Annotated in this window: 13 protein-coding genes; 5 read left to right on the top strand and 8 right to left on the bottom strand. The window is 68.7% G+C overall.

Annotated elements, in window-relative coordinates; translation table 11 throughout:
• Positions 1-152 precede the first annotated feature (152 nt).
• The 7 genes from KHO18_RS19720 to gspG all read right to left on the bottom strand — a co-directional run bounded on the left by KHO18_RS19720 (position 153) and on the right by gspG (position 5,618).
• Complete coding sequence (locus KHO18_RS19720) at positions 153-743, bottom strand: type II secretion system protein M (RefSeq protein ID WP_211943735.1); 591 nt, start codon at positions 741-743, stop codon at positions 153-155.
• Entirely contained in the window at positions 740-2,233 is a 1,494-nt protein-coding gene (gspL, locus tag KHO18_RS19715) for a type II secretion system protein GspL (RefSeq protein WP_211943734.1), read from the bottom strand. Before gspL ends, KHO18_RS19720 begins: the two co-directional genes overlap by 4 nt.
• A gap of 189 nt (positions 2,234-2,422) precedes the next feature.
• On the bottom strand, positions 2,423-3,436 hold the full coding sequence (gene gspK, locus KHO18_RS19710; protein ID WP_211943733.1) for a type II secretion system minor pseudopilin GspK: 1,014 nt from the start codon (positions 3,434-3,436) through the stop codon (positions 2,423-2,425).
• Positions 3,433-4,197, bottom strand: a complete 765-nt coding sequence (locus KHO18_RS19705; protein ID WP_144201977.1) for a PulJ/GspJ family protein — start codon at positions 4,195-4,197, stop codon at positions 3,433-3,435. Before KHO18_RS19705 ends, gspK begins: the two co-directional genes overlap by 4 nt.
• The gene (gspI, locus tag KHO18_RS19700; protein WP_211943732.1) at positions 4,175-4,594 is read right to left on the bottom strand and encodes a type II secretion system minor pseudopilin GspI; all 420 of its coding nucleotides are present in this window, start codon (positions 4,592-4,594) and stop codon (positions 4,175-4,177) included. The genes KHO18_RS19705 and gspI overlap by 23 nt, the downstream gene beginning before the upstream one ends.
• Positions 4,591-5,109 (bottom strand): prepilin-type N-terminal cleavage/methylation domain-containing protein, encoded by a 519-nt coding sequence (locus KHO18_RS19695; RefSeq protein ID WP_149137164.1) that lies wholly within the window; start codon positions 5,107-5,109, stop codon positions 4,591-4,593. The genes gspI and KHO18_RS19695 overlap by 4 nt, the downstream gene beginning before the upstream one ends.
• A 29-nt stretch (positions 5,110-5,138) precedes the next feature.
• Positions 5,139-5,618, bottom strand: coding sequence for a type II secretion system major pseudopilin GspG (gene gspG / locus KHO18_RS19690; protein ID WP_144201973.1), 480 nt, complete (start codon positions 5,616-5,618; stop codon positions 5,139-5,141).
• A gap of 176 nt (positions 5,619-5,794) precedes the next feature.
• Here gspG and KHO18_RS19685 point away from each other — a divergent pair, with 176 nt between their 5' ends.
• The 5 genes from KHO18_RS19685 (at position 5,795) to KHO18_RS19665 (ending at position 9,883) form a co-directional block, all read left to right on the top strand.
• Entirely contained in the window at positions 5,795-6,247 is a 453-nt protein-coding gene (locus KHO18_RS19685) for an RrF2 family transcriptional regulator (RefSeq protein WP_144201971.1), read from the top strand.
• Between the two features lie 100 nt (positions 6,248-6,347).
• Positions 6,348-7,568, top strand: a complete 1,221-nt coding sequence (locus KHO18_RS19680; RefSeq protein WP_144201969.1) for a globin domain-containing protein — start codon at positions 6,348-6,350, stop codon at positions 7,566-7,568.
• Positions 7,569-7,670: 102 nt separating this feature from the next.
• Positions 7,671-8,375, top strand: a complete 705-nt coding sequence (locus KHO18_RS19675; protein WP_244844920.1) for a general secretion pathway protein — start codon at positions 7,671-7,673, stop codon at positions 8,373-8,375.
• 163 nt (positions 8,376-8,538) lie between these two features.
• Positions 8,539-9,162 (top strand): EF-hand domain-containing protein, encoded by a 624-nt coding sequence (locus KHO18_RS19670; RefSeq protein WP_144201967.1) that lies wholly within the window; start codon positions 8,539-8,541, stop codon positions 9,160-9,162.
• Positions 9,163-9,391: 229 nt separating this feature from the next.
• Complete coding sequence (locus KHO18_RS19665; protein ID WP_144201965.1) at positions 9,392-9,883, top strand: Lrp/AsnC family transcriptional regulator; 492 nt, start codon at positions 9,392-9,394, stop codon at positions 9,881-9,883.
• A 92-nt stretch (positions 9,884-9,975) separates the two neighbouring features.
• Here KHO18_RS19665 and KHO18_RS19660 read toward each other — a convergent pair whose 3' ends face one another.
• A complete protein-coding gene (locus KHO18_RS19660) occupies positions 9,976-10,683 on the bottom strand; it encodes a GNAT family N-acetyltransferase (protein WP_144201963.1) in 708 nt (235 codons plus the stop codon).
• Positions 10,684-10,770 lie beyond the last annotated feature (87 nt).

The raw sequence follows: 10,770 nt of genomic DNA, 5'->3' as shown, positions 1-10,770 counted from the left end.
GGCCACGCTTTCGGCCAGCCACGCGGCGGGCGCGCAGGCCGCCACCGTCACGGCTACCGTGGCCACGCCCAGCAGGGCCCAGCGCACGCGCTTCCAGCCATGCGCCACGGGCGCGCGCCGGCGCGTCAGACGCAGCGATTCCAGCCGGACCATCAGTTGCGGCCGCCCGAGCCGGGGCCTTGGAGTGTGGCGGTCACGTTGACCAGCGCCGTGGCGCCCACGTAGGCGATGCGGGCATCGACCACCTTGAGCCGCTGCTGCGCGCGTACGTCCTGGAGCCAGCCGGCTACCGCGCCGAACGGCACTTTGTCGAGTTGGAGCTGCACGGCATTGTCGCCGGTCGGCGCCAGCCGGGTCGGTTTCAGGCCGTGCTGGCCCATGCTGTCCTGCAGCGCCTGGGTCAGCGCATCGCCGCGCAGCGTGGGCGCCGGGCTGGCGGCCAGGCCGCGTGCCTCGTGCGCCAGCGTTTCCATCTCGGCGAGGTCCGCGCGCATCTGCGGCAGGTTGCGGTTCAGGCGGGCACGGCCATCGGCGGCCGGTTCCCACAGCAGCAGGTAGCCGAAGACGAGCACCAGCAACACGGCGCCGCCGCCAAGGATGGCCTGCTCGCGCGGGTTGCGGGCGTTCCAGAAGGCATCGAAGCGTTCGCGCCAGCGTTCCGGCACGCGCGGCTTCAGGCGCGCGAAGCGGGCGGACAGGGCGGAAACGGTGCTGGGCCGGGTGGAAGGGCGCGAAATCTTCATGATGCAGCCTTCACGATCCAGCGCGTGGCGCCCTGCGGGGGCGAGCTGCCGCCGCGTGCGGCGTCCGGCGGATTCTTGTCTTCTTCCATCTGCAGGCCGGTCTGGCGCACCGCGTTGCGCAGCGCGCCGGTGTTGGTGCCGGGTTTCAGCGTCACATAGAGCGTGCCCGCACGGTACTCGAGCGCCAGCAGCGCATCAGGCGGCAACTGCTGGGCGCCGCGCGCGAAGCCATCGGCCAGCGGCAGGAAATCGCCCGGCACGCTGCGCCCGCTCGCCGTGCGCAGCTGTTCCACCTGGCGGCGCATCAGCAGCGGCGGCTCGGCGATCTGCGGCACATTGGGGAAGGCGGTGTGGAGCAGGTCCGCCTGCGCGGCCTCGACCCGCTTCGCCTCGTTGCGCAGCAGCAGCCACTGGATATTCGTGCCGATGATCTGCACCAGCAGCAGGCCGACGGCCAGCGCCACGGGCAGGCGCCACGCGCGCAGGTTCCAGCGATCCATGCGGCCCTGCGCGAACTCGAACTGGGCGAGGTCGAGCTGGGGATTCTGCAGGCATTCTTCGGCGCCGGTCAGCCAGATGCGCCAGGTTTCGGAAATCCGCGAGGCGCGGGTAACCGTGGGCTGCGCGCGGAGCGCCGGCACCGGGGCGTGGGCGCGCGCCGTGGCATCGCCATGCCATTGGCCGGCCGGGGCGAGCGCCTGCCAGGCCGCCAGCGCGGCATCGCCCAGCAACAGGCCGAAGCCTTCGTACTGGCCGGTGCGGGCGGTGAGCTGCCACATGCGCGTTGCTTCCGTCGTGGCGGTGGCCGTGACGTCGAGCAGCGAGGCGGATTGCGAAAGTGCCGTAGCAGCCGCTTCCACGATCAACGTGGCCGGTTGGACCGGGACGACAGGCTTCGATACCGGGACGGCCGGAGCCGGCTGGGCAGCGCCGGCGCCAGCTAACACCGGCTCGGGCGCCTCGGCGTCGGCGGGCACTGCCTCGACCGGTTCCGGCAGCGGCAGGCAAAGCTGCGCAGCCACTACGTGGCGGCGGCGGTGCTTGTGTTCGGCGAAATTGTCGAGCGCGGCGCGCAGCCAGGCGCGGTCCGTCACCATCAGCAGGCGGCGGCGCGCGCCACGGGCGGTGGCCGCTGGGTCCAGCGCCGGCCCGAGCGCGATATGGCACGGGGCGGCGTCCGTCGCCAGCATGTCCTCGACCAGGTTCGGCAGGGCCAGCCGCAGCCGCGCGGGGGGCAGCGGGGGCACCATCGCCGTGGTCAGCAGCACGTCGCTGGCGGCCACGATCAGCACCAGGCGGTCCGCCGCCGGCATGTCGGCGGCCAAGGCGTGGCCTTCGCGCAACAGTTCGGGGGCGTGCGGCAGGCCCGGACGGCGGCTCTTGTCCGCCACCGGCGTGCGGACCAAGGCAAACGCCATGGCGCCAAACTGCCACGGTTGCGGCTGGTCGTGCGGCCGTTGCGGCAGGCGGACGTAGAGGGTGGTGCTCAAGGGTTACCTAAATGGAATCGCTCGGTCTGGATGGGCGGCGCGGCAGGCCGCCCGGGTTCGGCGCAACAGCGTACCTTGCCTGTGTGACTAAAGCACGTCAATACAGTCCTGTCTGAATCTGGGGCCGACATTCGTCCGACATTCGTCCCACATCTATGGAGCATGCCGCACCCGGGGTGCCTGCGCGGCTCAGGGCGCCTCGGGGAGGCGGTCGGTGTCGCGTACCCAGAGTACACGGGTGGTGTTGCCGCTCCCGAGCGTGGGGGCGCGCTGCACCAACGACACCTGCAGCCGCCGCGCGCGCTCGTGCCGCACCAGACCATACACCAGGAAATAGTGGGTGCTTACCTCAAGGGCTCCGGCGGCGGTGGTGTCGGCCTGCGGCGCCACGGCGCGCAGCCGCTTGACGATGTCGCTGGCATCGAGGAAATAGGCGCTGTCGCGCTGGCGCACCAGCTCGCGGGCGCGATCCAGTGGGAGCTTGTCGATGGCGGCGGCCAGCACCTCGGGCTCGGCCGTGTTGGCGTTGATCTTGGTCGCTTCGGGCAGGAACACGATGAACGGCTCCAGCGTGGCCACCATCGCCGGGTTGTAGCCGGGAATGGCAAGCAGGTCGGCGGCGGTGTCGGGCGGGCGCGGCACGGGCTGGCCGTCGGGCGACGCCCCGCGCGCCGCGCGTACCAGATACTGCGCGGTGGGCTCCGCCAGCGACGGGTTCATGCCGAGCGTTTGAAGCAGGCGGCGGTAGACCAGCAGCGAGGGCAGGTCGATCTCCACCACGCGCCCGGTGCCCGAGGCGTTCCAGATATAGAGGTTGTTGAGGTTGAAGCGCGCCTGCGCATCGACGATGCGGCCGGACAGGAACGAGGTCTCCCCGGCCTGGTCCGTGCGCAGCCCGGCGCCGAGAAAGTCGGACAGCCGCGTCTCCGCCACCGGTACCGACCACGGCTCGCCGAGATAGTCGACCCGGGAGCGGCGCTGGTCGTCGCGCAGGATCAGCCGCGCCCAGTCCACGGCCGCGCGCTCGATCCACGCGGCCTGCGCGGTCAGGCGCTGGTTCTCGATCGACCGGATCTGTACCTGCTGGCGCCACAGCATGCCGGAGACGATGACCACGGCCAGCGTCACCATCAGCAGGGCCGTGACCACGGCGGCGCCGCGCTGGTGGGTACGGTGGCGAGGGAGGGCAGGGCGCGCGTTCATAGGCCGGTCATGCAGACTTTCTGGAACCGGCGTGGCGCGTCGCCATCGCCCATCTTTGCCAGCACGGTCAACTCCAGCGCGCGCAGCGTGGCGTTGCCGTTGATATTGGCGGCACTGGCGTCTGCGTCACTGGCGCCGGCAGCCGTGGCGGCGGTTGCGGCCTGTGCCGCCGCGCTGTCGATGGCGCTCTGCTGCATCAGCGCGGCCCGTACCCGGCCGTTCTCGGCCTGCCAGCCGGCTGGCTCCACCCAGACGCGCGCGGCCAGCTCGGCCGTATCGGGCAGCAGCGGCCGCACCTGGGCGCCGCCGGGCGCGCCCTGGCGCAGGTTCACCATCGCGCCCTGCACCGCGTTGCGGGAGAGCGCGGGGCGGCTGGCCATGCGGACCAGCGTGTTGTTATCCACACGGTAGACCACCACCTGCCAGGCGGTGGGCTGGCCTTCGTCGCGGCGGTCGCGCACCAGCATCAGCTGGTTGGCGCCGAGTTCCACGGGGCTGGCCTGGAGTTGGGTGGGGTTGGCCAGGTGCTCGCAATCGGACTGGAACTGGCCGTAGAGCACCTTCAGGGCGTCGAGGCGCGCGTCGTGGTCGGTCAGGCGTTCGCGGCTGCGCGTCAGGGAATCCAGCGCGCGCCAGCCAATCACGGCCATCACGGCCATCAGCGTGATGGCGACGAGCATCTCCAGCAGCGTGAAGCCACCTCGGCCATTCCGGCCATGGCTGCGGGGGGAGGGCCGCTCAGAGGACGCCGCGCGTTTCATTGGGAACCAGGGTGACGAGCCAGGCCAGCCTGACCGATTTGTCGGTGGCCGACGGGTACACGGCAATTTCCACGCGCCGGAACGACGGATTGGGGGTGCCCGAGACCGATTCCTCGCACCAGAGCGGCGTGCCGCCCTGCGGGCAGTCGTAGCCGCGCGTGCCGGCCTCGGGCCAGGTCTTGGAGAGGCGCAGTGTGGCGAAATGGTTCTCGGCGCTGAACTCGGCCAGCATGCGCGATTGCAGCGCGGCGCTCGACTCGGTCATCGATCCCATCGCCCGCATGGCGGCCGTGAGCGCCACGGCGAGGATGGTCAGCGCCACCAGCACCTCGATCAGCGTGAAGCCGGACCGGTGTTGCGGACGGAGGGTCGATCGGGGGAGCGTGCGGCGGCTCATTGCGGCACCGTGGCCTGGTAGCGGCCGCTGCCGTCGCCGGTGATGTCCACGCGGATGTCGCCGCGCGTGAGGACCAGCCGCTGCGGCTCGTCCACCAGTTCGCGGCCGAATACCAGCCGCTGCGGGCCAGTGCCCACGCGCCGGCCGCCTTCGACGATCATCACGCTGTCCAGCCCCAGCCGCCAGCGGCCGGGCGCGAAGACATCGGCGCGCATCGGCACCCAGCCCTGCGGGGTGGATTCCAGGAAGCGCCAGCCGCCGGCATCGCCCTCCCAGGCCAGCGGGCGGGCGCCCAGCTGGGCGTCTTCCTGGGCCAGTTCGAACAGCCGGGCGATGCGCTGGCCGTCATCGAGCACGCGGCCCCGCTCGTTGGGCGAGGCGTTGACGGCCACCAGGGAGATGACGATGCCGGCGATCACCATGACCACCAGCAATTCGAGCAGCGTGAAGCCGGCGGGCCGGCGGCGCTGCGGGCAAGGGCGGCGCGGTAGCAAGGCGGGCGTCGCCGGGACCATGTGGATGAAGGAGCGGGAGGCGGGAGGACTTATTCCCAGTTGCCGATATCGGCGTCGTTGGCGCTGCCGCCGGCCTGGCCGTCGGCGCCGAAGCTGAATACGTCGATCTCGCCGCGCACGCCGGGGTTCAGGTACTGGTAGGCATGGCCCCAGGGGTCTTTCGGCAGCCTTTCGAGGTAGCCGCCGCCCTTCCAGTTGTTCGGCACCGGCTCGGTGGTCGGCTTGCTGACCAGCGCCTGCACGCCTTGCTCGGTGGTCGGGTAGCGGCCGTTGTCGAGGCGGTACAGCTTGAGCGCCTGCATGATCGACGAGATATCCTGGCGCGCGGCCACGATACGGGCTTCGTCCGGGCGGCTCATGATCTTGGGTACCACCAGCGCTGCCAGCACCCCCAGGATGACGATCACCACCATGATCTCGATCAGGGTGAAGCCGCGGGCACGGCGCTGGCCATGCGGGCGGGCGGTGGCGGGCGTGCGGGCGGAGGAGAAGTTGGCGAATCTGCGCATCGTGTGTCTGGCCTTATCGGGATGGACATTCCGCGCCTGGCGGGCAGGCACGGCCGGGTATGGCCAGAAAGTATAACCCCCGCGGCGTGACTGTTTCGTGTGGGGTGTGGCGTACCCGGCAACCGCGCATTTATAACTTGCATCTTCAATGCATCTTATCTAGTATTTCATCCACGATGCAACTGACCCGTTTCTCCGACTATGCGCTGCGCCTGCTGATGTATGTATCGCGGGCGGATGGCAGCCGGCCGATCACGATTGCCGAGGTCGGCCAGCAATTCGACATCTCGCACAACCACCTCGTGAAGGTGGCTGCGCGGCTGTCGAAGCTCGGCTGGATCACGGCCACGCGCGGCCGCCATGGTGGCCTGCAGCTTGGGCCGGGTGCGGAACGGCTGTCGGTGGGCACGATCCTGCGCGAGCTGGAAGGGCACAAGTCGGTGGTCGACTGCGCCGATCCGCCGTGCGCGCTCAAGGGCAACTGCCGGCTGAAGCTGGCGCTGGACGAGGCCGAGGAGGCCTTCTACCGCGCGCTGGACGGCGTCACCCTGGGCGATGTCATCGGCAGCCGTACCGCCGAGTCGATCATCACCCTGCATCGTAATTTCCTGAGCCGGCGAGCAGCCTGACGGTTCCGGGACCACAGATCCCGGACCCTCGAGCCATGCGCCGGCTTTATTGTGCGATAAAACATGCATCCAACATGCATGATAATTCGGAGTTTTCCAGATGCTGTCGGCAGCTTCCCGCCCCTATATCGATGCCAGCGTTCCCGTGCTGCGTGAGCACGGCCTTGCCATCACGACGCACTTCTATCGCGAAATGTTCGCCGCGCGGCCGGAACTGACCCGGCTGTTCAACATGGGCAACCAGGCCAATGGCGCGCAGCAGCAGTCGCTCGCCTCGGCCGTGTTCGCCTACGCCGCCAATGTGGACCGCGCCGACGTGCTCGCGCCCGTGGTGGAGCGCATTGTCCACAAGCACGTGGCCGTGGGTTTGACCTCCGCGCACTACCCGATCGTCGGCAAGCATCTGCTCGAAGCGATTTCCGCCGTGCTGGGCGACGCCGCCACGCCGCCGCTGATGGCCGCCTGGGACGAAGCCTACTGGCTGCTGGCCGGCGAACTGATTGCCGCCGAGGCACGCCTCTACGACCGCCACAACGTGAAGGCGGGCGAGCTGCAGGCCGTGCGCGTGGTACGCCGCGAGAACGAGGGCGATGCCGTGGTGGCGCTGACCCTGGCCGCTGAGGATGGCACGCCGCTGCGCGACTTCGCGCCGGGCCAGTACATCAGCGTGGAAGCCAATTTTCCCGATGGCGGCCGTCAGCTGCGCCAGTATTCGCTTTCCGCCGAACGTGGCCTGCCGACGTGGCGCATCTCGGTCAAGCGCGAGGCCGGCAATGCCGAGACCCCGGCCGGCGCCGTCTCCAACTGGCTGCATGACACCGCCCATGTCGGCACGACGCTGAACGTGAGCACGCCGTGGGGCGACTTCGCGCCCGCGCTGGCCGGTACCAAGCCGATGGTGCTGATGTCGGCCGGCATCGGCATCACGCCGATGATTGCCGTGCTGCGCACGCTGGCGCTGGAGAACCCGAACCGCCCGGTGCTGTTCGCCCATGCGGCGCGCCATGGCCGTCACCACGCCCACCGCAAGGACCTGGCCTGGGCGCGTGAGCGCATGCCCAACCTGCGTACCCATATCAGCTACGAGACGCCCCAGGCGGGCGACGTGGCCGGGCACGACTACGATCACGTCGGCACGCTGCCGATCCACGCGCTGCTGACGGCCGAGGAAACCTCCGCGTTCCAGGACGGCCAGTTCTATATGTGCGGCCCGATCGGCTTCATGCAGGCCCAGCGCCTGGCGCTGATCTCGGCAGGGATTCCGGTGGGCCATATCCATCGCGAAGTGTTCGGTCCCGACCTGCTCGACGACCTGCTCTGACCGGCTGGCGGACCGCCGATTGACAGTCGACTGACAGCCGACACATGCGTCTGGTACGCTAGGCGATCTTCTTTGATCGTCGGCGTGCCGGCGTACTGTCTCGTGGCCACCCTTTCCCGGTCTCCGCTTCGCTTCGACCTCTCCGCTCCCTGGCTGCCCCGCGTCGCGGGGCTGCTGCTATTTGTGGCACTGTGCGCGCTGGTGACGCACTGGGTGCTCGCGTTCAGCGCGATGCGCACGATCCCGGTGCCCAAGAGCGCGCGCGTGGCGCAGACGGAGGCGGTGGAGACAGGCGCCGTGGCCACGCTGTTCGGCGGCAGCGCCCAGGCGGGCGTGCGTGACGTGCAGCTGATCGGCGTGGTGGCGGACCTCGACGGCGTGGGTCCGGCCGCCGCCATCCTCTCGCTCGACGGCGGGCCGGCCAAGTCCGTGCGCGCCGGGACGTCGCTGTCGCCGCAGATCAAGCTGACCGAGATCCACGGCCGCAACATCGTGATCGAACGCAACGGCGTGCGGCAGGAAATCGCGCTGCCGCTCCAGACCGGCGTGAGCGCCGGCAGCCGTGGCCCCGCGCCGGCGGCACCGCCATCGGGCGCCGCCGCGCCGCTCTCCACGCCGTTGCAACCGCCGGGCAACCTCGCACCGCCGCCTTCCGTAACGGCTGGTGCGATGGCGCAACCGGCCCAGCAGCCCCAGCAGCCTTATCAGCCTTATCAGCCACCACCGCAGCAGACCATGCAGCCGCAGCCCCAGGTGGCGCCGCCGCAGATGCCTCCAGGCATGCCTGACGCCCCCGGGGGCGGCTGACGCAACCGTTTCAAACGGTTGCGCAATATTGGGCTGTCTTTCGCATGTTTACGCGAGTCGTCCATTCTGTGAGGCCCGTAACATCGTATTAAAAGTGCCAACTTTGCGAGATCGTCTGCGTTCTAATCCGTACATGCCCAACATGACGAAAAGGAGCACAGACATGCAACGGACTCACAAGACCCACATCCTGAAGAAGTTCGCGGCCGCTTCGGCCATGGTCGTGGTGGCGGGCGCCGCTTTCGCCCAGGCCACCACCCCGGCCCCGGCACCGACCACCCCCCCGGCGGCGCAAGGCCCCCAAGGCGGCCCGCGCGGCGACATGGCAGGTCGCCACGGCGGCCCCGGCCACCACCATGGCGGCATGTGGCTGAAGTCGGTGGATACCGACGGCGACGGCGCCATCTCGAAGGCCGAGGCCGACGCGATGTTCGCCAAGATCGATACCAACAAGGACGGCAAGCTCGACAAGTCGGAACTGGCGGCCTACCGCAAGACCGCCATGGAAGAGCATCGCGCCAAGATGAAGGCCGAGTTCGAAGCCAAATTCAAGGCAGCGGACAAGAACAACGACGGCGCGCTGACCCGTGACGAGTTCAAGGCCGCGTTCCCGCGCATGGCCAACCGCTTCGATGCGATCGATGCCAACCGCGACGGCAAGGTGACCACCGCCGAAGTGGAGTCGAGCATGAAGAAGATGCGCGACGAACACATGAAGCGCCACGGCGGCCCCGGCCGCGGCCCAGGCGCCTCGGCCCCGGCGGTGCCGTCGAGCAGCGGCGGCTAAGTCTTCGCCACCCCGCTGGAAAGCGCGACCTTCGGGTCGCGCTTTTTTTTGTCTGGGTACCCCGGAAAGTGCCGAAGTTGGCACCATCCTTGCCTCTCCGGGGCGCACCGCCGGCGCACGTCGAGGGCGGTTCAGGCGGATATCTCATCAAATAAATTGCGTACTTGTGCCTGACTTGCTAAATTTGCGCAAAAAAATTGCCGACAAATATACTGCGGAGCAACAAAACGTGAGCAAGGTGGAGCTGGACAAGATCGACCGCAAGATTCTGGAGGTCCTGCAGACCAACGGGAGGCTGACCAACCTGGAAGTGGCCGAGCGCGTGAACCTGTCGCCGAGCCCATGCCTGCGCCGGATCCGCCGGCTCGAGGAAATCGGGGTGATCCGCCAGTACGCGGCGCTGCTCGAGCCCTACAAGATCGGGCTGGGGCTGCTCGCCTATATCAATGTGCGGCTGGAGAAGCAGGGCGGTACGCCCAAGGGCAAGGCGCCGCTGGACCAGTTCCGCGCGGCCATCCAGAACTGGCCCGAGGTGGCCGCCTGCCACGCCATGACCGGCGAGATGGACCTGCTGCTCAAGGTCTATGTGCAGGACATGGAGCACTTCGCCCGCTTCATGCAGGAGCAATTGCTGGCGCATCCGTCGGTGATCGATGTGCGGTCCAGCTTCGCGCTGGAGTCGATCAAGGACACCACGGCGCTGCCGGTGGCCGGGGGCTGATCGGGGGAAGTCGGCCTGGTAAGTGGTTCGTTAAACGCAATCGGCGCACCACCAGGGTGCGCCGATTCGGTCATGCCGTTGCGGGCGAGCCGTCAGACCACGCGCTTCTGCGGCAGCAGCGAGCGCCAGAAGCGCAGGCCGAAGCGCCGTGCGTCGCGCAGGTTGCGGCGGACCATGTAGTCGAGGTCGGCCACCTGTTCGTCGAGCGCCTCGGTCAGGCGGCTCACGGTGTCGGCGGGCGGCAGTTCCAGATAGGCATCGGCCTCGCCATAGGCATATTGCACCTTCATGCCGGCCTTCTTGGCAATGTGCATCATCGCGGCATTGCGCGACAGGCAGTGCATATAGAGCGTGCGGACATTGGTATTGCGGCCATGCATTGCGGCGCGTTCGAACAGCGCGCTGCCGATACCCCGGCCGCGCGCGCTCTGCGAGACCGACACGCCGAACTCGGCCACGCGGCCCTGGGCGTTGTCGCGCAGGTTGGCAAAGTGCCCCACGCCAATCAGCACGAGGTCTTCGTCATAGACGCCGAATACGGTGTCGTGGTCGAAGTCGATGCTGTCCACGTAGGCTTCGATCACGTGGTCGCCAACGGACTGGCCAAAACGGAGCAGGCGATCTTCCTCGCCCAGGGCGAGAAAATGCTTGAGCAGGCGCGAGCGGTGATGCGCGGCCAACTCCCGCACCAGGACGGTGGAGCGTTGTCCGGCCCGGCTGGCGGCACTGGCCTCGGCGGCACGGCGAAGATCTTCATCGGTTACGGCACCGACGGCCTTGCTCAGTTCGAGCGGGTTCACTTTGGTTTCCTCTTGCGACAATCAGTATGAAAATAGCACCCACGCCATGAATGCCCAGTCACTTTCAGCGATACTCGGGGCAAACAC

It is taken from the genome of Cupriavidus campinensis, assembly GCF_905397395.1.
GTDB lineage: Bacteria > Pseudomonadota > Gammaproteobacteria > Burkholderiales > Burkholderiaceae > Cupriavidus > Cupriavidus campinensis.
This window is presented reverse-complemented; position numbering and strand designations above follow the sequence as displayed.

Coding starts and splice junctions, on each gene's coding strand:
- KHO18_RS19720 (WP_211943735.1), bottom strand. CDS start 743: ATGAAGATTTCGCGCCCTTCCACCCGGCCCAGCACCGTTTCCGCCCTG.
- gspK (WP_211943733.1), bottom strand. CDS start 3,436: ATGAACGCGCGCCCTGCCCTCCCTCGCCACCGTACCCACCAGCGCGGC.
- KHO18_RS19705 (WP_144201977.1), bottom strand. CDS start 4,197: ATGAAACGCGCGGCGTCCTCTGAGCGGCCCTCCCCCCGCAGCCATGGC.
- gspI (WP_211943732.1), bottom strand. CDS start 4,594: ATGAGCCGCCGCACGCTCCCCCGATCGACCCTCCGTCCGCAACACCGG.
- KHO18_RS19695 (WP_149137164.1), bottom strand. CDS start 5,109: ATGGTCCCGGCGACGCCCGCCTTGCTACCGCGCCGCCCTTGCCCGCAG.
- gspG (WP_144201973.1), bottom strand. CDS start 5,618: ATGCGCAGATTCGCCAACTTCTCCTCCGCCCGCACGCCCGCCACCGCC.
- KHO18_RS19685 (WP_144201971.1), top strand. CDS start 5,795: ATGCAACTGACCCGTTTCTCCGACTATGCGCTGCGCCTGCTGATGTAT.
- KHO18_RS19680 (WP_144201969.1), top strand. CDS start 6,348: ATGCTGTCGGCAGCTTCCCGCCCCTATATCGATGCCAGCGTTCCCGTG.
- KHO18_RS19670 (WP_144201967.1), top strand. CDS start 8,539: ATGCAACGGACTCACAAGACCCACATCCTGAAGAAGTTCGCGGCCGCT.